The organism is Pantoea sp. EKM20T (assembly GCF_011800485.1).
Classification (GTDB): Bacteria; Pseudomonadota; Gammaproteobacteria; order Enterobacterales; family Enterobacteriaceae; genus Pantoea; species Pantoea agglomerans.
The window spans coordinates 406965-429177 of sequence record NZ_JAALFW010000003.1 but is presented as its reverse complement, the minus strand read 5'-3'; the positions used below and the strand labels follow the sequence as shown (position 1 = coordinate 429177).

17 protein-coding genes are annotated in these 22213 nt (G+C 57.0%); 10 read left to right on the top strand and 7 right to left on the bottom strand.

All coding sequences use genetic code 11. From position 1 onward, the window contains the following. Nucleotides 1-11 precede the first annotated feature (11 nt). Nucleotides 12-968 carry a universal stress protein UspE gene (gene uspE, locus HFD94_RS07970; RefSeq protein ID WP_010244683.1) on the bottom strand — a complete coding sequence of 319 codons (957 nt, stop codon included), beginning with the start codon at nt 966-968 and terminating at the stop codon, nt 12-14. A 117-nt stretch (nt 969-1085) separates the two neighbouring features. Continuing rightward, entirely contained in the window at nt 1086-1838 is a 753-nt protein-coding gene (locus tag HFD94_RS07965) for an FNR family transcription factor (protein WP_010244686.1), read from the bottom strand. Nucleotides 1839-2155: 317 nt separating this feature from the next. Between HFD94_RS07965 and smrA the strand changes: the two genes are divergently transcribed. Further along, nucleotides 2156-2722 (top strand): DNA endonuclease SmrA, encoded by a 567-nt coding sequence (gene smrA, locus HFD94_RS07960; protein ID WP_010244689.1) that lies wholly within the window; start codon nt 2156-2158, stop codon nt 2720-2722. Here the strand turns inward: smrA and HFD94_RS07955 are convergent. Further along, entirely contained in the window at nt 2719-3639 is a 921-nt protein-coding gene (locus HFD94_RS07955; RefSeq protein ID WP_010670205.1) for a LysR substrate-binding domain-containing protein, read from the bottom strand. The two genes, smrA and HFD94_RS07955, sit on opposite strands and share 4 nt — an antisense overlap. 322 nt (nt 3640-3961) lie before the next feature. Between HFD94_RS07955 and HFD94_RS07950 the strand changes: the two genes are divergently transcribed. From HFD94_RS07950 to HFD94_RS07935, 4 genes are all read left to right on the top strand, one after another. Continuing rightward, nucleotides 3962-5296 carry an aromatic acid/H+ symport family MFS transporter gene (locus HFD94_RS07950; RefSeq protein ID WP_010244695.1) on the top strand — a complete coding sequence of 445 codons (1335 nt, stop codon included), beginning with the start codon at nt 3962-3964 and terminating at the stop codon, nt 5294-5296. Nucleotides 5297-5363: 67 nt separating this feature from the next. Then, nucleotides 5364-6707: a VOC family protein gene (locus HFD94_RS07945; protein WP_089414159.1), complete on the top strand. Its 1344-nt coding sequence runs from the start codon at nt 5364-5366 to the stop codon at nt 6705-6707. 431 nt (nt 6708-7138) lie between these two features. Next, nucleotides 7139-8659 (top strand): carboxylesterase/lipase family protein, encoded by a 1521-nt coding sequence (locus tag HFD94_RS07940; RefSeq protein WP_033771830.1) that lies wholly within the window; start codon nt 7139-7141, stop codon nt 8657-8659. 217 nt (nt 8660-8876) lie between these two features. Further along, a complete protein-coding gene (locus tag HFD94_RS07935) occupies nt 8877-10541 on the top strand; it encodes a methyl-accepting chemotaxis protein (protein ID WP_167432975.1) in 1665 nt (554 codons plus the stop codon). On the opposite strand, the gene HFD94_RS07930 is transcribed toward HFD94_RS07935, so the two are convergent. After that, nucleotides 10499-11380 (bottom strand): LysR substrate-binding domain-containing protein, encoded by an 882-nt coding sequence (locus HFD94_RS07930; RefSeq protein ID WP_033757749.1) that lies wholly within the window; start codon nt 11378-11380, stop codon nt 10499-10501. The genes HFD94_RS07935 and HFD94_RS07930 overlap by 43 nt on opposite strands. 125 nt (nt 11381-11505) lie before the next feature. On the opposite strand from HFD94_RS07930, the gene HFD94_RS07925 reads away from it, so the two are divergent. Then, on the top strand, nt 11506-12672 hold the full coding sequence (locus tag HFD94_RS07925; RefSeq protein ID WP_033787791.1) for a methionine aminotransferase: 1167 nt from the start codon (nt 11506-11508) through the stop codon (nt 12670-12672). A 65-nt stretch (nt 12673-12737) separates the two neighbouring features. Continuing rightward, nucleotides 12738-13514, top strand: coding sequence for a transporter substrate-binding domain-containing protein (locus tag HFD94_RS07920; protein WP_010670199.1), 777 nt, complete (start codon nt 12738-12740; stop codon nt 13512-13514). Nucleotides 13515-13550: 36 nt separating this feature from the next. On the opposite strand, the gene pepT is transcribed toward HFD94_RS07920, so the two are convergent. Beyond that, nucleotides 13551-14777 carry a peptidase T gene (gene pepT / locus HFD94_RS07915; protein WP_163798501.1) on the bottom strand — a complete coding sequence of 409 codons (1227 nt, stop codon included), beginning with the start codon at nt 14775-14777 and terminating at the stop codon, nt 13551-13553. Between the two features lie 127 nt (nt 14778-14904). Here pepT and HFD94_RS07910 point away from each other — a divergent pair, with 127 nt between their 5' ends. Then, nucleotides 14905-16500 (top strand): ABC transporter substrate-binding protein, encoded by a 1596-nt coding sequence (locus tag HFD94_RS07910; protein ID WP_167432974.1) that lies wholly within the window; start codon nt 14905-14907, stop codon nt 16498-16500. 348 nt (nt 16501-16848) lie between these two features. Here HFD94_RS07910 and HFD94_RS07905 read toward each other — a convergent pair whose 3' ends face one another. Beyond that, a complete protein-coding gene (locus HFD94_RS07905; protein ID WP_010244726.1) occupies nt 16849-17763 on the bottom strand; it encodes a LysR family transcriptional regulator in 915 nt (304 codons plus the stop codon). A gap of 140 nt (nt 17764-17903) precedes the next feature. On the opposite strand from HFD94_RS07905, the gene HFD94_RS07900 reads away from it, so the two are divergent. Then, entirely contained in the window at nt 17904-19325 is a 1422-nt protein-coding gene (locus tag HFD94_RS07900) for a M20 family metallopeptidase (RefSeq protein WP_033757736.1), read from the top strand. After that, nucleotides 19322-20590, top strand: a complete 1269-nt coding sequence (locus HFD94_RS07895; RefSeq protein ID WP_010244731.1) for an MFS transporter — start codon at nt 19322-19324, stop codon at nt 20588-20590. The genes HFD94_RS07900 and HFD94_RS07895 overlap by 4 nt, the downstream gene beginning before the upstream one ends. 75 nt (nt 20591-20665) lie before the next feature. Here HFD94_RS07895 and aldA read toward each other — a convergent pair whose 3' ends face one another. Continuing rightward, nucleotides 20666-22102, bottom strand: a complete 1437-nt coding sequence (aldA, locus tag HFD94_RS07890) for an aldehyde dehydrogenase (protein WP_167432973.1) — start codon at nt 22100-22102, stop codon at nt 20666-20668. Nucleotides 22103-22213 lie beyond the last annotated feature (111 nt).

Genomic DNA, 22213 nt, shown 5'->3' with positions numbered 1-22213 from the left:
TCTGAGGAGGATTAATCCTCCTCATCCTCTTCATCATCCAGGTCAATCGGCGATTTGAAATCGTCCGGCTTAAGCGCCAGCAGATCGCAACGCAGATGATCAATCACCTGTTCCGCCGTATTGCCGAGGAATGCCGCCGACAGGCCGGTCCGTCCAATCGTGCCCAGCACCACAACACCGGCTCCCAGATGTGCCGCCAGATCGGGGATGACCTCTTCCGGCAGGCCCTTAGCCACATGGGTGAACTCTTCACCAATCGAGAACTTCTGCCGTAGCGCTTTCATTGCCACCAGATGCTGACCACGGATCGCGTCGTTATAGACGCTGGGATCAAAATCGGGCAGTTCGATAGCAATATTGATAGGGGTAATCGGGTAGGCGCCGACCAGATGCACTTCGGTCTGATTCACCTTTTCCGCCAGGATCACCGTTTCACGAATCAGCTTCTGATTCAGGCCATCGTGATGCGGCTCTTCGCTGGCTAGATTGACCGCGACAATCGCTTTACCGCCTTCCGGCCACGGCTGATCTTTGACCATCCACACCGGACACGGGCATTTCCGCAGCAGGTGCCAGTCGGTTGGAGTGAAAATCACTGACTCAAGGCGATCGTGCTGATGCGCCATCTTCAGCACCAGGTCATGCTGATGGGCGAGCACTTCCTGAATAATGGCTTCGTAGGGACGGTTGTGCCAGATCACTTTAATGTCAATTTCGACACCGGCATCAAGATAAGCGCGGGCCTGCTCGCGGATCCATTCGGTACGCTGGCTGATCACGCCCTGGCGCATCGACGCGCGCTCATCCGGCGAAAGCAGGGTGGTCATCTCATATGAGAAGTCATAGATAGGCAGGAAGGCTTTAATTCTTCCGCCAAGACGTTGATTCAGATAGACCGCACGTCGCAGCGCGGGCTGATCGTCTTGCTGGGCATCAATGGCGACCAGAACATTTTGGTACTGGGACATGAGGCGTTCTCCTTAAACCAGAGCGACTGGAATAAAGATAGCCTATGTTGCACAGCGGAAGAAGTGAAAAAGTTACTGCCGGATCAACAAAATAAGATTTATTGATCCGGCTGAGGATCAGGCGGCCTGGTGGCTCTGACCGGCGAGCTCTTCCAGCAGGGCGTGGTTTTCAATCGTGATGTACTTGCCTTTCACCGCCAGCATACCGGACTTCTGAAAACGCCCCAGCAGGCGGCTGATGGTTTCAACCGTCAGGCCCAGGTAATTACCGATATCGCCACGCGTCATAGTGAGGCGGAATTCGCGCTGTGAAAAGCCGCGCTGGCCAAAACGACGGGAAAGGTTCCAGATAAACGCCGCCAGGCGCTCTTCAGCATTTTTCTTCGACAGCAGCAGGATCATGTCCTGATCGCCTTTGATTTCACCGCTCATCAGACGCATCATCTGCTGACGCAGGGCCGGCATTTTGCCCGACAAATCATCCAGCGTTTCAAAAGGGATCTCACACACCATTGCCGTTTCCAGCGCCTGCGCAAAGCTGGGATGGCTGGAGCCCATAATCGCGTCAAAGCCGACTAAATCGCCCGCCAGATGGAAACCGGTGATCTGCTCATCACCCTGTTCAGTAATGGTGTAGCTTTTAATGGTGCCGGAGCGAATCGCATACAGAGACTTGAGTTCATCGCCTGCTTTGAAAAGCGTTTGCCCTTTCTGAATGGGTTTTTTACGCTCAATGATATTGTCGAGCTGATCCAGCTCATGTTCATTTAGCGTAAAGGGGATGCAGAGCTGACTGATGCTGCAATCCTGGCAGTGAATGGCACAACCGCCCGACTGAATACGACGAATGCTGCGTTTTTCAGGGATCATAATGGTTTGCTCGACGATTATTGACTGGGGTCAATTTTAACATTTTTTGTGCTGAAGGGAACTCATCCGAGCAGTTTTACACTTACAAATATTATGGACTAAGCACACAACGACAAACGCTGATGTGACGGGCTTCTCAGAATCCCGACAGTGCCGACTGTCAAGAAAACTTTCCGCTTATGTGATCTGTCACACGCTTCTGCACTGGCAGTGACTTTCGAAAAAGTGGGGTGGGCCGGTGATTCCAGCTTTTGCTACGCTAACGGGTAAAGCGTGATTTGCACATTCCATCAATTTTAACCAGGTGTGAGAAAACCATGAACCTTGATGATAATGATCTCTTTCGGGATGCCATGGGCGATGTCACGCCGTTAAAAGACACCACCACAACCTTGTGGCTCAAAGCACCCTCAACGAAGGCGCCACGAAAACCGCCAGGTGAATCTGAGCTGGAGAATTTCCTGACCCGGGGCGATCTGGAGATCGTTCCACTCAATACCCCGCTGGAATATAAAGCCGACGGCATTCAGCAGGGGATTCTGGATAAACTGCGCAGAGGAGAGTATCAGCTGGATGCCAGCCTCAATCTGTTGCGGCAACCGGTCGAAACCTGTCGTCAGGCGCTCTTTAACTTTATGATGCAGGCGCACAAACAGGGATTGCGCAATCTGCTGATCATCCACGGTAAAGGTCGTGATGATGAATCTCATGCCAACATTGTGCGCAGCTATCTGGCGCGCTGGCTAAAGCAGTTTGATGACGTACAGACCTTTTGCGTGGCCCAGACCCGGCATGGCGGGGCCGGGGCGCTTTATGTCGGATTGCGCAAAACCGATAAAGCCCGGCTTGAAAACCGCGAGCGGCATGCGAAACGCAGCCGCTAACTGTGAAACTTACGGATGGTGGACATCAGCACTTCAGCACTCAGGCTCAGCTCTGCGCCGGTGCGGGTAATGATGCCCACCGGTTCGCCCGGCCCGGAAGAGGCGATCGGCAGCGCACAAACCGCGTTGTGGCTCAGATCCTCTTTAATCGCCCCGGAAGGGACGAACCAGATGTAGTCGTAGCGAAGAGCCAGCTGGCGTGCCAGTGAAGTCGAAGAGGTCTCAATGCAGTGAGGCGGAAGGGTGCAGCCCTGTTCATCCAGCATCTGCTGTGCAATCCGGCGCGGAGCCGTGCCCTCGGGCGATATCACCACCGGCCACTGCATAGCACGCGAAAGCGTGACGTTGTCACTTAAAAGCGGGTGTTCCGGCCTGACTACCAGCTTGAGTGACTCCAGAAACAGCAATTCATAGGTCAGCCCGGTCATCATGGCGCTGTCCGCCATCCGGCCAATGCCGATGTCGAACTCACCGCCGCGCAAGCCCGCCAGCAGCACATTATTGTGAAGTGTCGCCACCTGAATGGTGGTGTTGGGCTGCAGTTGATGAAAACGATCCAGGATGCGTGGCAGCATCCCCATCGCGGCAGTGGTCAATGCCCCCAGCCGGATAATCACCGGCGCATCGCCCGGCTGCTCATTAAAACTCTGTCCGGCATGGTTTAGCGCGTCGAGTACCCGTACCGCATGGGTCAGAAACTGCTCTCCCATGGTGGTCAGCTGCGCGCCCAGCCGGCCACGTTCAAACAGACGAACGCCAGTCAGCTCCTCCAGCTCATTCAGGGTCTTGGAGAGGGCAGGCTGGCTGAGGCTAAGCGTCTCTGCCGCCCGGCCCAGTGTGCCTTGCTGCGCAACCGCAACAAAGGTATGTAGATGGCGCAAGCGAATGCGCTGATTGAAAAGGATATTTTTTTCCATATCCTAAACTTAATGAGAATGACCGGCTTCAGGCAACTGTTAAAAATGAATTCTGTTAACTTTGCTGCAAATTTATTTTAACAAACGAGTCGAAATGACCGCGTTACCCTTTAACTCTCTGATTAAAAAGCGCTCAGCCGGGTATGCCGCTGAAATACGCCATCCTCTGACTACGGTATATCAATAACTTAACGGCTTAAAGTTGAATAATTCTCAATATCATATAAAAATCTGACCGCTTAAGGTTAACGATCGGCTATCATTAGCGCCGTTTTTTTTACTTAAACTGATGTCAGATTTCGTTACTCCAGAGGAGTGTTCATTGACCAGCGTCGAGGCGGTAGATGTCCGCCAGCTTATCAACCAGCAGGGGCTGAGCCACTGGCAAAAGCGGCTCATTGCGCTCTGTTTTATCGTGGTGGCACTCGATGGCATGGACATTGCGATCATGGGATTTATTGCGCCGACACTGAAAGCCGCGTGGGGGGTGAGCAATCATCAGCTCGGGGTCGTCATCAGCGCAGCGTTAATCGGGCTGGCGCTGGGTGCCATGGTGGCAGGGCCGCTGGCTGACCGCTATGGCCGTCGCATGATGATTATCCTCAGCGTCTTCTTTTTCGGTCTCTGGACGCTGGCAACGGCGCTGTCACAGAACATTGAGCAGATGATGCTGTTCCGTTTCCTGACGGGGCTGGGGCTGGGTGCGGCGATGCCCAACGTCGGCACGCTGGTGGCGGAATATGCACCTGAGCGGCGGCGGGCTTTTATCATCACGGTGGTGTTCTGCGGCTTTACCTTTGGTGCCGCCAGCGGGGGATTTGCTGCCTCCTGGCTGCTACCGCGCTATGACTGGCACTCCGTGCTGCTGCTGGGCGGTATTCTGCCGCTGCTGGTGTTGCCATTACTGATCCGCGGCCTGCCGGAGTCGGTGCGATTTCTTATCAGCCGTGGCGCACCGGCTGCCCGCATTCACGCCATCCTCGACCGGATGATGCCGGGCAAAACCGCGCCCGACTGTGCGTTTCACGCGCCAGAGGCCACCGTGCCGGTGAGCGGCGCGATAGGCACCGTACTTTCACGCCGCTATCTGTTTGGCAGCACCATGCTGTGGGGCGGCTACTTTATGGGGCTGTTCATGGTTTACCTGATTGGCAGCTGGCTGCCGTCGCTGGTCAACACCCTGGGCATGTCAGTGACCGAAGCGGCGATTATCACCGCGATGTATCAGGCGGGCGGGACGCTGGGCTCCCTGTTTGCGGGCTGGATGATGGATCGCTTCAACGCTAATCTGGCGCTGGCGGCGATCTACGGCTGCGGCGGTCTGTTTATTGTGGCACTGGGCTTTTCACCCGCGGAAGTGGGCATGATGAGTGCCATCGCCTTTTGCAGTGGCTTCTGTTTCAACGGGGCCAATACCGGTATGAATGCCTTATCCGCCAGCTATTATCCTACCCACGCCCGCGCTACCGGTTCCAGCTGGATGCATGGAGTGGGCCGCATCGGCGCGATTTTAAGCGCCTTTGTTGGCGCAGAGATGATGTCTCTTGGATGGTCTTTCAGCGTAATCTTTCTGCTGCTGGCAATACCGGCTGTGATCACCACCCTGATGCTGCTGTTAAAAAACCGCTACGGCTTTAAGCCGATCACAGATTCGTGATTTTTTCCGCTGAGGCCAGCGTGTTGCATTACATTAGCAGCAACGCTAACGGTGTCAGGTGGATAAGATGGACAACTTTCTCAGTGCGGATCTCATCCGCACCCGTTTCTCTCAGGCGATGTCAGCTATGTATCAGCAGGAAGTGCCACAATATGGCACGCTGATGCAACTGGTGGCGACCGTCAACGACCGCGCGCTGGAAGCGGATATCGCGCTGAAAGATCGTCTCACCGCAGCCGATGAGATCGACCGACTCAACCTGGAACGTCACGGTGCGATCCGTGTGGGCACGGCAGACGAATTAGCCACACTGCGGCAGCTGTTTGCGGTGATGGGAATGCACCCGGTTGGCTATTACGATCTCTCTCAGGCTGGTGTGCCGGTGCACTCCACGGCGTTCCGGCCGATCACCGATGCGGCGCTGCGGCGCAATCCCTTTCGGGTCTTTACCTCGCTGTTACGCCCTGAACTGATCGACGACCGCGCGCTGCGTGAAAAGGCGGCGGAGATTCTTGCCGCGCGCGACATTTTCACCCCCCGTTGCCGGGCGCTTCTGGAACTGCATCAGCAGCAGGGCGGATTAACCGACGAGCAGGCCACTGAGTTTGTTACCGAAGCACTGGAAACCTTCCGCTGGCATGCCCATAGCAGCGTGGACAGTCAGACCTATCAGGCGCTGAACCAGCAGCATCGGCTGATCGCTGACGTGGTCTGCTTTCCCGGCTGCCACATCAACCATCTCACGCCGCGCACGCTCGATATTGACCGCGTACAGCAACTGATGCCGTCGCGCGGTATCGATCCGAAAACCCTGATCGAGGGACCGCCGCGTCGTCAGGTACCGATCCTGTTACGTCAGACCAGCTTTAAAGCGCTGGAAGAGCCGATCATCTTTAAGGATGGGCATCAGGGAACCCATACTGCACGCTTCGGTGAAATTGAGCAGCGCGGCGTGGCGCTGACGCCTCAGGGCCGTGCGCTCTACGATCGGCTACTCAGCGAGGCGGGCAGCGGTCAGGATAATCAGCAGCATCAGCAACATCTGGCGGCGATTTTCCGTGACTTCCCCGACGACGAAACTACGCTGCGCCAGCAGGAGCTGGCCTGGTTCCATTATCGCCTGAGTGAAAAGGGCATCGCGACGCCGCCGGCTCAGGGTGAATCGCTGGAGACCCTCATCGAAGAAGGTCGTGTGCTGGCAGACCCTATCATCTACGAAGATTTTCTGCCCGTCAGCGCGGCGGGCATTTTCCAGTCCAACCTCGGCGATCGGGCGCAGGTTCGTTCGGCGGGACAGGCGAGCCGCCAGGCATTTGAAGCCGCGCTGGGCGCTGTCGTGCTGGATGAGATGGCGCTATACGAAGAGCGCCAGCAGCGCTCGCTGGCACAGTGTGGCTTACGGCCAGACTGACGCCTCTGCAGGCAACAGGCGCGCTGCCCGCAACGCTTTCTCCGCACTCGCCCTGCTAAGGCCAGTGGACCTGAAGTGGGGCAACGCGGGTAATATGCTGACAGGACTTGGGAAAAACAACGCTTTACCGCTCAGCGCAGGTTTACCCGCGTGAGTATCTTAATCTATTAGCAGACTGACTGATTAACAGCCGCACAACCGCACGTGATAACAGAGCAACGACGCGCCACTCCGGCGCTGGCAGCGTCATTGACCAATTGCGAAAAGATAAACAACGTTGAATCATAACCCTAACTGACTCTCTGAACCTGTTGATGAGCGTGTTCACGCCTGCCCCTCACGCTTCGGCATATTCTGCAAATCCCTTCCGTACCTGGACAATGCTGGCGGGCCTGCAAATAATGGAGGGACGTTTGAACAGGGAAACAGGAATGAAAAACGAAACAGGTCTGAGGATCATGACTGCTGAGGGGGAGTTGCGTGGATGCATGGACGATGACCTTTTCGTATTCAAAGGCATACCTTATGCGGCGGCACCGCTTGGCGCACTGCGCTGGCGTCCGCCTCAGCCGGTTACGCCCTGGCAGCAGGTGCGCGACGCCACCGCGTTTGGGGCTTCCGGCTGGCAAAATCGCACTTACTGCCAGGCCGTGGGCGGTGGCGATCCGGGTGAGTTCAGCGAAGATTGCCTCTACCTTAATGTCTGGACGCCCGATGTCGCGCCCGTGAAACCCCTGCCGGTGATGGTATGGCTGCACGGTGGTGGCTACACCATTGGTGCTGGCGGGCTGGCACCTTACAACGGCAAGCCGATGGCTTCACGCGGCGCGGTGGTGGTGACGCTCAACTACCGGCTCGGCCATCTCGGTTTCTTCTCTCATCCGGCCCTGGATGCTGAATACCCTGTTGCCAGCACGGTCAACAATTTTGGCCTGCTGGATCAGATTGCCGCACTGCAGTGGGTGCAACGCAACATTCCTGCCTTTGGCGGCGACCGCCGCAATGTGACACTTTTCGGTGAATCCTCAGGCGCACGCAGCGTGCTGTCACTCTGCTGTTCGCCACTGGCCGAAGGGCTGTTTCATAAAGGGATCGTGCAGAGCGCCTACAGCCTGCCTGACACGCCGCTGAAAAAAGCGCGTCAGCAGGGAATGGCGGTGGCCCGCCATTTCGGTCTGCCGCCCGATGCCAGCGCTGATGACCTGCGCGCACTGCCTGCCGATGCCTTCTGGTCGCTGGAAGGGCCGCTGGCGATCCCGCCGGTGCCGATTGCGGGTGATGCTGTCCTGCCTGAGCCGATGCTGAAAACCTTTATGGCTGCAAAACAGCACCGTCTGCCGCTGATGGCGGGCAGCAACAGCGATGAAGCCAGCGTGCTGGAATATTTTGGCGTGGATGCCACCGCGGTGCTGCATCAGTTACGCGATAAAAATCGTCTCACTTACCGGACGCTTAAATGGATGTATGACATTCATGACGATCAGCGGCTGGGACGTGCCGTGGCGCGCGATATGGCATTCAGCCTGGTGCCGTGGCTGGTGATGCGGGCGCAGCACAATGCCGGAATGCCAGGCTGGCGCTACTGGTTTGATTATGTCTCTGAACATGCCCGTGACCTCTATCCGCACGGCACCTGGCACGGCAACGAAGTGCCTTATGTGCTGAACACGCTGAGTCAGATGCCGGATCCCAACGAAGAACGACCCTTCAGTGAGGCCGATCGGGCATTTGCGGCACGGGTCAGCGAGTACTGGTTTACCTTTGCCCGTGATGCTACGGAATATAAGCATCAGCTGGAGGGGGAAGTCGTGTGGCCAGCCTGGCACCCGGGCTCTGACGTGACAATGTCACTTGGCGATAATCGGAAGAGCGGGCTGGTTCTGAAGCGGAACTTTATGCGCGCCCGTATGCGGCTTTTCCGGCTATTAATGAGCCGTATGGTCAGGCTTTAAGTAGTGGCTCATGGTTAGCCTGCTAACCATCAAATTGCGCGAATGGAATTAATCTGCTTTTTAAAGGTTAACCTGCTGAATAAAAAGGATATAAAGTGAAATTTGCCTTAGGGACGCTGTAAAATATTAGGTAACAAAACAGTTACATCTTCACAATCGCATGCCGATAAACCTCCTATGCCCGACGCTTGCGGGTCAACGTGTATAGGATTTTGGTATGGGAATGCTCAAAAATTTTACCATTCGCGCAGTGATGCTCTCTATTCTGGGACTGTTTTGTTTACTGTGGAGCGGCGTCGGGCTGTATAGCATTCACTCTCTTGGCGCGCTCAGCGAAGGGAATGATGTGGACCGTCATCTGGTTGAGCAAATGACGGTGCTGAGCAAAGGCAACGATCAATATTTTCGTGTTATCACGCGCTTATCCCGCGTGATGGAAAGCAAAGCCGCAGGTCAGACCCTGAACGATGAGGCTTATGTTCCGGTGCAGCAGGCGCTGGACAGCATGACACAGCAACTGGCGCGCTTTAAACAACTGGCACCCGGCCCGATGAACCCGGACGTCGTGGATGGGGTGATTCAGAGCTGGCAAAAGCTGCTGGATGCGGGCGTCACGCCACAGTTGCAGCTGGCCCGTCAGGCCTCGCCTGATGCTTATCGTCAGCAGGCAAATAACGTCACGCCGCCACTCAGTCGTGCCTTTGGCATCAGCGCAGAGAAATTCAGCCAGGGCGCAGCTGAAAAGCTGGATGCAACCCGGGTTGAAGTGGATCACCTCACCGCGATGACCAAAACGATTATTACCATCACGGTAATTATCGGCCTGTTTATTCTGCTGTTTACCGACCGCTATCTGGTGGCGATGCTGGTCCGTCCGCTGGAAAGTATCCGTACCCACTTCGCGGTCATTGCCACGGGCGATCTGAGTCAGCCTGTATCCGATTTCGGTCGCAACTGCGTCGGTAAACTGGTACCGCTGCTGAGTGCCATGCAGGATAGTCTGCGTGAAGCGGTCAGCGCCATTCGCAGCGGCACTGAGAATATCTCGCGCGGTGCCGCAGAGATTTCTGCCGGTAACAACGACCTCTCTTCACGTACCGAAGAGCAGGCCGCTGCGCTCGAACAGACTGCGGCCAGCATGGAGCAGTTGACGGCCACGGTAAAATTCAACGCCGATAATGCCCGCCAGGCCAGCCTGCTGGCAGAAACCGCCACCACCACGGCACAACGTGGCGGTCAGCTGGTCAGTGAAGTCGTCAGCACTATGGATGGCATCTCAGGCAGCTCGAAGAAAATCGCTGAAATCACTAACGTGATCAACGGCATCGCTTTCCAGACCAATATTCTGGCGCTGAACGCCGCCGTCGAAGCGGCACGTGCCGGCGAACAGGGGCGGGGTTTTGCGGTCGTTGCCTCTGAAGTGCGTAACCTTGCACAGCGCAGCGCCAACGCCGCGAAAGAGATTGCGACGCTGATTGAAGATTCGGTTCAGCGTGTAGGTAAAGGCGCCGAGCTGGTCAGCACCACCGGCGGCACCATGAACAATATTCTGAAATCGGTGCAGGATGTTGATGCGATCATGAAACAGATCGCTTCCGCCTCAGAAGAGCAGAGCAAAGGCATCTCTCAGGTGGGTGCTGCGGTAACCGAAATGGATAGCGTGACCCAGCAGAACGCCTCACTGGTTGAAGAGGTTTCTGCCGCGGCGAGCGCACTGGCATTGCAGACGGAAGCGCTGCAGGCTTCTGTGTCGAAGTTCCGTCTCTCCAGCAACCGCCAGACCGCACCGGTCATCACGAATAAACCTGCCGCGCCGAAAGCAACCGTGCTGAATGCGCCTCAGGCTAAACCGGCGGATAACGGCGACTGGGTCACCTTCTGATCCCTGCACAGCCACGCCACCAGCTCCGCCAGGAACGGTGGCGCATCCTGCGCGGGCCGTTTCAGTAAACTGTAAACGGCACCGGTTTTTACCTCGCCAGCGAACGGCTTAATCAGCCTGCCGCTGGCTATATCACTCTCCACCAGATTGCTGTCGGCCATCGCCACACCAAACCCCTGAATCGCTGCACTGATCGCTAAGTCCATGGTGGCAAAATGCTGGTTTCGCTTCATGTTCAGTGTCACCTGCTGCGCCTGCAGCCAGCACTGCCAGTCACGCGTATCTGCCGTCGGATGCAAAAAGGTCATTGTGGCCAGTGCCGCCGGGGAGTCCGGGCGGGGTTGATCGGCTGCCATCACTGGTGTCAGCGACTCACTGAACAGGCAAATTCCGTCAGGGTGCGGCTTACCATAGACAATCGCCACATCGAAGTTCTCCAGCTGCGCGGCATGATCCAGCGTGGTGGTCAGGGCCACATGCAGTTCAGGACGATGATGCTCCAGCGCCATCAGCCGGGGCACCAGCCAGCGCATCGCACAGGTTGGCGCTTTCAGGCGAATGCTGACCTGACTACGGCGGGCCTTCTCGCTGGCCTTAACCATCAGCTCAAAACCCTGCTGTAAGTCAGGCAGCAGCGCCGCGCCCTGAGGGGTCAGGCGCAGACCGCGCGCGTGGCGGTCAAACAGCGTCACGCCCAGCCACTGCTCCAGGGCGGCAATCTTACGACTGACGGCGCCCTGCGTCAGGCAAAGTTCGCGGGCAGCGTGGGTCAGATTGAGATGTCGGGCGGTCACCAGAAAGGCGTGAATGGCATTAAGCGGCAGCGATAAGCGTGACACGGTGAACCTCAGCTATGCATTTTTGTCATGGCTATTATGACGACATTTCGCTTGCCGACTCAAGTCGCAGCCCGTTGAATAGCTATCTACCGCATCTGAGCGGTTATGCCCCTGACGGAGAGAGTATGTCCCTGAAAACGCCTGTCGCTATCCACTCAAAATTGCCGGACGTCGGCACCACTATTTTCAGCGTGATTGGCCAGCTTTCGGCGCAGCATCAGGCGATTAACCTGTCGCAGGGCGCGCCCAATTTCCCCTGTGATCCGGCGCTGGTCGACTCAGTCAGCCGCGCGATGCAGGAAGGACATAATCAGTATGCCGCTATGATGGGCTTGCCCGCCTTACGCGACGCGCTTGCCAGCAAAGTGCAGGCGCTCTATGGACAACAATATGATGCCACCAGTGAAGTGCTGATCACCGGCAGCGCCAGCCAGGGGCTCTATATGGCGATCACCGCGCTGGTCCATCAGGGCGATGAGGTGATCTTCTTTGAACCGGCGTTTGACAGCTACGCGCCGGTGGTGCGGTTGCAGGGCGGTAAACCGATTGGCCTGAAGTTGCAGGTGCCGTCGTTTGCTATCGACTGGGATCAGTTGCGGGCAGCAATCACGCCGCGCACCCGGATGATCATTATTAATACGCCGCACAACCCCAGCGCACAGGTGCTGACCCCCGACGACCTGAATCAGCTGGCAGCCTTAATCCGCAACACCGATATCGTGGTGCTCTCCGATGAGGTTTACGAGCATATTCTGTTTGATGGCCGCCCGCATTGTGGGATGGCGACGCATCCGGAGCTGGCAGCGCGCAGCGTCATTGTCTCTTCGTTTGGCAAAACCTTCCACGTCACCGGCTGGCGGGTAGGCTACTGTCTGGCACCGGCAGAGCTGATGACTGAGCTGGTGAAAGTACATCAGTTTATGATGTACGCCGCCGATACGCCGATGCAGGTCGGTTTCGCACACTATCTGCAGACGCCAGAGAACTATCTGTCGCTCAGTGCCTTCTATCAGCAGAAGCGCGATCGGCTGATTGCCCTGATGCAGAACTCCCCGTTCCGGCTGCTGCCGAGTGCTGGTTCGTTCTTTATGCTCGCCAGCTATGGACATTTCAGTGACGAACCGGACAGTGAAATGGTAAAACGTCTTATCGTCGATCACGGTGTGGCGACCATACCGCTGTCGGCGTTTTATATGGATGGCACAGATAACAAACTGATTCGGCTCTCTTTTGCTAAAGACGAGGCGACACTTGAGGCTGGCGCGGCTGCGCTATGTGCTTTTTCTCACTGATTCACGCCACCGCGTGAGGCAGCTCGGGGAACAGGTAACCAGGACTTTTCGGGGTAAATAACATAATGAAGAAACTGAACGCGCTTTTTCTCGCTCTGGGCATGATGACATCGGTACAGGCACTGGCACAGGATTTACGCTACGGCGTGGAGTCACAATATCCGCCTTTTGAAAGCCGCAATGCTAAAGGGGAACTGGAAGGCTTTGATATCGAGCTGGGCAATGCCATCTGTAAGGCGGGCAACTTCAGCTGCCACTGGGTTGAGAGCAGCTTTGATGCGCTGATCCCGGCACTGCAGGCGAAAAAGTTCGACGCCATTAACTCGGCGATGAACATCACCGAAGCGCGCGCCAGAAGCATTGCGTTTACGCAGCCGATCTACCGTATTCCGACCATGTTAGTGGCGAAGACCGGTGAAAATCTGGCACCGACTGCCGAAGGTCTGAAGGGCAAGAACATCGGTGTATTACAGGGATCCATCCAGGAAACCTATGCGAAGAAGCACTGGGAGCCGCAGGGTGTGACCGTGACCTCGTATCAGGATCAAAACCAGGTTTACAACGACATGGTCGCGGGCCGCCTGGATGGCACACTGGTGATGTCTGCTGCCGGTCAGTCTGGCTTCCTCGATAAACCGCAGGGCAAAGGCTTTGGTTTTGTTGGCAAGCCAGTCGAAGATGACGCGATTCTTGGTTCAGGCATCGGCTACGGCCTGCGCAAAGATGACGCGCAGCTGAAGCAGTCACTGGATGCGGCGATTGCTAAAGTGCAGGGTGATGGCACCATCAAAAAGCTGGCTGAAAAATATTTCCCAGGCATTGATGTCAGCGCGAAGCCATAATGGCAATCGGGCGCGTTCTGCGCCCGATTCCTCCGCTTATTTTGCCGCCAGATAACAGAGTTTTTCCGCCACCTGATAGGACTTCACAAACGACGTTACCGGCAGAAATTCGAAGCGTGAATGGAAGTTGTGCGCGCCGGTAAAGAAGTTCGGCGTCAGCAGACCTTTGGCTGACAGCGCGGCACCGTCTGTACCGCCACGCATCGGAATCACCTTCGGCTCAATCTCCAGCGCGGCAAAGGCACTGAAGATCAGGTCAATCGCCCGACGATCCTCGCCCAGGGCATTGCTGATATTGCTGTAAGTATCGCTGATACTCACGTTCACCTTGCCGGTGGGGTAACGCGCCGCCAGATCCTCTGCGGCCTGCTGCAACTGCTGCTTACGTGCCGCAAAGCTGGTCAGATCAAAATCACGGATTGAGGCCTTCAGCGTTGCCTTGCTGGCGTTGGCCTGAATCTCATTGAACCAGATATAGCCTTCACGGCCTTCAGTGTGCTCCGGGGTCTGCTGCCGATCAAACAGGCTGATATAGTCATGGGCCATCAGCAGCGGATTGACCAGCACCCCTTTGCCCGACATCGGATGGGCCGGTACGCCGGTAAACACAATTTCTGCAGCGGCAGCATTGAAGTTTTCATACACCACTTCGCCCAGTTCGCAGCAGTCGATGGTCCAGGCGAAATCAACATTAAAGCGCGTTTCCAGATCCAGCGCTTTCGCGCCGCGCAGCCCAATCTCTTCGTCCGGCACAAAGGCCACCACGATGTCGCCGTGGTCGCCGTTAAGGTTCTGCATCAGCGTCATCACCACGGTGACCGCCGCTTTGTTGTCCGCGCCCAGCACGCTGGTGCCGTCGCTGAAGATCACCTGCTGACCGACGTAGGGCGCGATCTCCGGATGTTCATCGCGGCGCAGCCAGATATCCTGCTCTGCATTCAGACAGAGATCTTCGCCCTGCCAGGTGAGGATCTGCGGGTGGATATCGGGCGACAAACCGACATCAACGGTATCAATATGCGTAATGAACCCGATGCGCGGCGCGTCAGGCCGGTTGCCGCGTTTCACCGCCGTCACCGTGGCATGGTCATCAATCACCACCTCATCCAGCCCTGACGCGCGCAGCTCATCCGCCAGCAGTTCCGCCATGGCGTGCTGGCTCGGCGTGCTGGGCAGGGTGGTGGATTTGGCATCGCTCTGACTGCTGATGGCGAGGTAACGGAAAAAACGTTCTGTGAGCTGCGACTCAAGTTTGTCTGTCATCACTATTCCTTATTAGTCAGCCACCGGCGGGGTTCGTTATGGTGCCGAATCGTGCTATCAATGAAGCATCTGAATGATTCATTTAGATATTGTGATCACCGGAAGTCAATACAAAGCGAGGATAATAATGAAAATCAAGATAGCCACCTTAGCGCTTGTTACGGCTGGGATAGCGCTGGCTGGCAGCGTTAACGCCAAAACGCTGGTCTTCTGTTCTGAGGGATCGCCAGAGAACTTTAACCCGCAGCTCTATACCTCCGGGACCAGCGTTCACGCCAGTGCGGTGCCGGTCTTTAACCGGCTGGTGGACTTTACGCCCGGCACCACCAATCTGGTGCCCAGCCTGGCGGAACGCTGGGAAATCAGCCCGGATGGCACGGTTTACACCTTCTATCTGCGCAAGAACGTGAAGTTTCAGAGCAATAAAGCCTTCAAACCCAGCCGCGACTTCAACGCCGACGATGTGATCTTCTCGTTTATGCGCCAGATGGACCCTAAAAATCCCTACCACAATGTCTCTGGCGGCACCTATTCCAACTTCGAAAGCCTGGAGCTCTCCACGCTGATTAAAAGTATCGACCGGGTCGATGACCACACCGTACGTTTTACGCTGTCCCATCCGGAAGCGCCGTTCCTTGCCGATCTCGCCTGGTACTTCGCCTCGATCCACTCGGCGGAATATGCAGACGCGATGCTGAAAGCGGGGACGCCGGAGAAGGTCGATATGAACCCGATCGGCACCGGGCCGTTTGAGCTGGTGCAGTATCAGAAAGATTCCCGCATTCTCTACAAAGCGTTCCCGGACTACTGGCAGGGCAAGGCGAAGCTCGATCGGCTGGTGTTCAGCATCACGCCGGATGCCTCCGTGCGTTATGCCAAGCTGGAGAAGAATGAGTGTCAGGTAATGCCATTCCCTAATCCCGCCGATCTTGAAAAGATGCGCGCTAACCCGGATATCACCCTGGAACAAAAGGCGGGTCTGAATACCGGCTTCCTGGCGTTTAACACCACTAAAGCGCCAACCGATAACGTTAAAGTGCGTCAGGCGCTGGCGATGGCGATCAACAAACCGGCAATAATCGAGGCGATTTTTAAAGGCACCGGCACGGTTGCGAAAAACATCCTGCCACCGGGCATCTGGAGCGCCGACAAAGATCTGAAAGATTACGACTACGATCCAGAGAAGGCCAAAGCCCTGCTGCAACAGGCGGGTGTGAAACCGGGTACCGAAATTGCGCTCTGGGCGATGCCGGTTCAGCGGCCTTACAACCCGAATGCGCGCCGCATGGCGGAGATGATTCAGTCGGACTGGGCTAAAGTGGGCATCAAAGCCAATATCGTCAGCTATGAGTGGGGCGAATACCTGAAACGCGTGCGCAGCGGCGAGCATCAGGCGGCACTGATGGGCTGGACCACCGCCACCGGCGATCCGGACAACTTCTTTGGCCCGCTTTACAGCTGTACTTCTGCACAGGGCGGTTCCAACTCCTCAAAATGGTGCTATCAGCCGTTCGAGAAGTTAATCACCGAAGCCCGCGCCGAGCCGGATCAGGGCAAACGCACCGCGCTTTATCTGCAGGCACAGCAGATGATGCATGACCAGATGCCTGCGGTGATGATTGCGCACTCCACCATCTTTGAGCCGGTGCGCAAATCAGTCAGCAGCTATCAGGTCGATCCGTTCGGCAAACACATCTTCTATCAGGTTGATATTAAGCAGTAAGGGATTGCCGCTAAAAACAGAGCCCCACTTCCAAGTGGGGCTAAGTTTATGCACTAAAGTCAGGGTTTATATGACCGCAATGATAAAGCTCAACGCGAAGGGAACACGAGCAGGGAGGAAAGCGTCCCGCCGCCCGGACAAAAACGCCGGGAGCGTTTTTGAACAACGCAACGCGTTGGCCCGGCTACGGGCGCACCTCAGGGATGAGGTGCGTAATCGCGTGGGCCGGGCATGCCATGGAGGCCGGCTTTTGCGACTTTCCGATCGGGTCGTGTTCCCTAAGCCAGCACTATCTGACAGCCATCCAGCGCAGACTTTAACAACCAAACTTCTTTAAGCCTGTATCACTCATCCCATCCTCACCTGCTGATCCATCTCCGTTAGCCGCTGCTGCAAAAACTGCAGAAACAGCGTCAGCGCCGCATTCCGCTGGCGGCCGGACACCGTCTGAAGCTGCAACGTTCGCTGACTCAGCTGATCCACTCCCATCGAACGCAACACCAGATTTTGCGTGTCGCGCTCAAACAGCAGGGTAAACGCACTGCAAATGGTTACTGCCTGCGGGGTATGCAGCAAAAAGTGGTAGAGCGTAGCGAAATAGTCGCAGGTCAGCACCGGCTCGACCACGCAGTCGTTCATCTGACAGGAGAGGTCAAACAACTGCCGCACGGTAGTATGCTGACCTGGCAACGCCAGCGGCCAGCCATGCAGATCGGCCAGCGTCACCTGACGCGACGCCAGCGGATGTGACTGATGCATCGCCAGTAACACCGGCGCCGGCCACGAGCCGAGCACCTCAACGCTGCGCTCCGGTTGCAGACTGAACTGCAGCGCAACATCGCATTCACCAGCTCTGACGCATGCCGCCACGCCCTGAGAGTGCGTCACGTTAAGCGCAAACAGCACGCCGGGGTTGGCCTGACGGAACTCCGCCAGCAGACCCGGCAGCAGACTGAACGCCATTCCGTCGGTACAGGCGATGCGGATCAGGCTGCGCCGTATTGCTTTCAGCCCCTTAATCTCCGCAAGCGCATATTCCATATCGAGCTGACTCTTGCGCACATGATGCGCGAATATTTCACCGGCTTCGTTCAATACCATGCCGCGTGCATGCCGCTCAAACAGCGGCACACCCACCTGCGTTTCCAGGCGCTGGATCTGGCGACTAATCGCCGACACCGCCACAAAGAGCTGCTCGCTGGCGGCGCTGAGCGATCCGCACTGTACGACCGCCAGGAAATAGCGGATCTCACTGCTTAACATGGTCACTCCGGCAAAACGCATCATAAAAGGGCAGGCGTGGCTTGCTTTAAAAGCAAGGCTCACTCGATAAATTAATAATTGTGGCAAAGAGAGAAGTTTGTCAAAGATAAAGCACGATAAAAAGAACAGACAGGGCAAACATGACAGAGCAACAGACCGTTGACCAGGCGATGCACTATTTCGACAGTGGCGAGTTTCAGCAGCTGCTGGCACGACGAATTTCCTGTGTGACCGAAAGCCAGCACGCCAGCAGGCAGGTGGAGCTTGAGAACTATCTGCAGCAGGAGATCGGCCCGCAGCTGGCGGCGATGGGCTTTACGCTGCACCCGTTTGAGAATCCGCAGCCCGGCAGCCCGCCGTTTCTGATCGCCACGCTCATTGAAGATCCCTCCAGACCGACGCTGCTCTGCTATGGCCACGGCGATGTGGTGTTCGGCGACGATGAGAACTGGCGCGACGGTTTATCACCGTGGCAACTCACGGCTGAAGATGACCGCCTGTATGGGCGCGGCAGTGCGGACAACAAAGGCCAGCACTGCATCAATCTCGCGGCGCTGGAGCAGGTGTGGCAGGCACGCGGTGGCGCACTGGGCTTCAACTGCAAAATTTTGTTTGAAATGGGTGAAGAGATCAGTTCACCGGGGCTGGCGGAGATTTGTCAGCAGCAGCGGGCGCTGTTACAGGCCGACCTCTTTATCGCCTCTGATGGCCCGCGACTGAACGCGGTGCGGCCGACACTGTTCCTGGGTTCGCGTGGCGCGGCGAACTTTCGTCTGACTATCAGGGCGCGCGACAACGCCTATCACTCCGGCAACTGGGGCGGACTGCTGAGTAATCCCGGCACCCAGCTGGCGAATGCGCTCGCCTGCCTGGTGAATGCAAAGGGTGTTTTGCAGGTCGCCGCGCTGAAACCGGACTCCCTGACCGATGCGGTGCGCGCCATCCTCAGTGATATTGAGGTGGGCGGAATGCCGGGCGATCCGGCGCTGGCCGACGGCTGGGGCGAGCCGGGTCTGACGCCTGCGGAGCGTCTTTATGGCTGGAACACGCTGGAGGTGCTGGCGTTTGAAACCGGTAACCCGGCGCGCCCGATGAACGCCATCCCCGGCAGCGCCACGGCAGTGTGTCAGCTGCGATTTGTGGTCGGCACCGACTGGGAAAATCTGGTCCGGCATGTCGAAAGTCACCTGCATCAGCACGGCTTCGATAACGTCAGCGTGGAGTTTATGCGCGGTTCACCTGCAACGCGGCTCGATCCGCAGGATCCGCTGGTGGCCTGGGCGCTGGACACGCTGGCCCGCAGCAGCGGTAAAAAACCGGCGCTGTTGCCCAATCTCGGCGGTTCACTGCCCAATGAGGTATTTGCCGATATCCTCGGCCTCCCGACGCTGTGGGTGCCCCATTCCTATCCGGCCTGCGGCCAGCACGGCGTTAACGAACACATGCTCACCTCTGTTGCACGTGAAGGGCTGGCGATCATGACCCGCCTTTTCTGGCAACTGGGTGAAGAGGGCGAACAACTGATGTCGCGCCACCATCAGTGGCGGAGAGGTGAACAATGAGCAGCATCGCACAGAGTACTCCGCAGGTGAAACCGAGCCTGCACAAAACGCTGTTCGCTACCTGCATTGGTAACGCGCTGGAGTGGTTCGACATCGCGGTGTATGGCTTCTTCGCCAGCTACATCGCGCACGTCTTCTTTCCGGTCAGCGATCCATCGGTGTCGCTGCTGCTGACCTTCGGCAGCTTCGGCATCTCGTTCCTGATCCGTCCGCTGGGTGCCATCGTGCTGGGCAACTATGCCGACCGTCATGGCCGTAAAAAAGCGCTGCTGCTCTCAATCAATCTGATGATGCTGGGCGGGGCAATCATTACCTTTATGCCGGGTTACGCCACTATTGGTCTGGCGGCGCCGCTGCTGATTATCCTGGCGCGCCTGATTCAGGGCTTCTCTGCCGGAGGCGAATTTGGCAGTTCGACCGCTTTCCTGGTAGAGCACTTTCCCGAGCGCAAAGCCTTTATCGCCAGCTGGCAGTTCGCCACACAGGGCGCCAGTACTCTGATGGCATCGGCGTTCGGCCTCGGGCTGACACACTGGCTGAGCGAAAGCGAGATTCAGGCGTGGGGCTGGCGTATCCCGTTTGCCTTCGGCTTACTGATTGGGCCGCTGGGGATCTACATTCGCCGTCACGTGCAGGAGCCCGCCAGCTTTGCGACGCAGGAGAAGGAAGCCGCACCGCTGAAAACGCTGTTCGGGCGGCAGAAAGCGCTGATCACCCTGGCGATTGGGGTGATGGTGATCTCGACTGCGGTCAACTACATGCTCAATTACATTCCGACCTACGCCACCAAAACGCTGCATCTGCCGGGGTCAGTGGCCTTCACCGCCACGCTGGTCGCAGGGATTATCCTGACGGTGGTGACGCCCATAATGGGATTGTGGGCGGAGCGGATTGGCCGATTGCCGCTGATGTGGGGATCGCTGCTGCTGCTGATGGTCACCATCTATCCCGCCTTCAAATGGATGGTCGATCACACTACGCCCACCACGCTGATCCTGCTGGTGGCGTGGATGGCGCTACTCAAGTCGGTCTATTTCTCCACGGTGCCGTCGGTGATGGCCGATCTCTTCCCGGCGACCACGCGCGCCAGCGGCATGGCGATCAGCTACAACGTGGCCGTGACGGTATTTGGCGGGTTTGCACCGCTGATTTGCAGCATGCTGATTGCCGCCACCGGCAGCAGTCTGGCGCCTGGATACTACCTGATGGCTGTGGCGGTGCTGAGTGGCATCGCGCTGCTGCGCTGCAGTAAGCGGGTGGCATAAAAGAGTGGGCCAATTACTGGCCCACTCTGGTACTGACAACGTCAGGTACGGGAGGAGGTAAGATCGAGCCAGTGATTAACTGAACTGTAAATAGGCAACATGGGTCTGCAGATACTCCTCCAGACCATGTTTTCCATCGGCACCGCCGACACCCGATTTACGCCACCCGGCATGAAATCCCTGCATCGCTTCGAAGTTTTCACGGTTAACGTAGGTTTCACCGAACTTCAGCTTTCGCAGCGCGGTCATGGTGGTATTCAGATTCTGCGTATAAATCGAGGAGGTCAGCCCATACTCGCAGTCGTTGGCCAGCGTAATCGCCTCATCCAGCGTTTTAAAACTCATCACCGGCAGAACCGGGCCAAAAATCTCCTCCTGCATAATCGCCATCTCCTGGCGCACCTCAGTCAGCAAGGTGGGCTGGAAAAAGAAGCCTCTGTCTCCGGCGCGCTTGCCGCCCAGAACCACTTTCGCCCCTGCGGCGACGGCCTCTGCCACCTTCTGCTCCACCCGATCCCGTGCTGCGGCATTAATCAGCGGACCCATATCGATATCGCTGCGTTCGGCCGGGTCGCCAAATGTCACCTGCTGAAACGCGGCGGTCAGTGCGCTGATAAAACGATCGTAAATGCCTTCCTGCACATAGAGCCGCTCTACGCAATTGCAGACCTGGCCGCTGTTAATGATCCGCGAGCTGACGACCGCCCGCACAGCCAGCTCGAGGTCGGCATCATCCATCACGATGGCGGGGGCTTTGCCACCCAGTTCCAGCGACACTTTGGTGACATTTTTAGCCGCGGCTTCCATGGTGGCAATGCCCGCACCGACGCTTCCGGTCAGACTCACCAGACCGACCTTAGGATTTGCCGCCAGCTCCTGTCCCACTTCCGGTCCCAGACCATAAACAAAGTTAATGACGCCAGCAGGCAGACCCAGCTTTTGTATGATGTCGGCAAAAAGTGCCGCATTATTCGGTGTCAGCTCACTGGGTTTGATCACGATGGTGTTTCCGGTGATCAGGGCCGGCGCCGCTTTGCGGGCAATGAGGAAGAAGGGGAAATTCCACGGCAGTATTCCGGTAGTGACGCCGATCGCTTTTTTGAACAGGAAGATGTTTTCGTTGGGGCGGTCACTGTTGATGATCTCACCTTCATAGCGCCGCGCCCACTCCGCCATGTAGTCGAGGTAGTCGGCGGTGAACATCACTTCGGTCTTCGCCAGTCCCTGGGTTTTTCCACCCTCAGCCACAATGGTTGACGTCAGTTCAGGCTCACGCTGGCGGATGGCGGTGGCAATTTTGTGCAGCCAGACGCCACGCTCTACTGCAGGCAGCGCTTCCCATCCAGGCTGAGCCACTTCTGCGGCGCTGATAGCAAGGCTGGCATCCTGACGACTGCCCTGGGGAATACGGGACAGCAACGCCTCCGTGGACGGATTGATCACTTCAATCCACCGGTCACCCTGATGGGCTACAAATTCGCCATTAATGTAATGTTGATGATGTGTTGTCATTCGCTTAGCTCTCCGCTATCGATACGTTGCAGTAATGTGATAGCAGGGTGAAACAGATTGCTCAGGTCTACCTTTAGCTGATTGCCAGCTGCCAGGAGCGGCTGGCAGCCA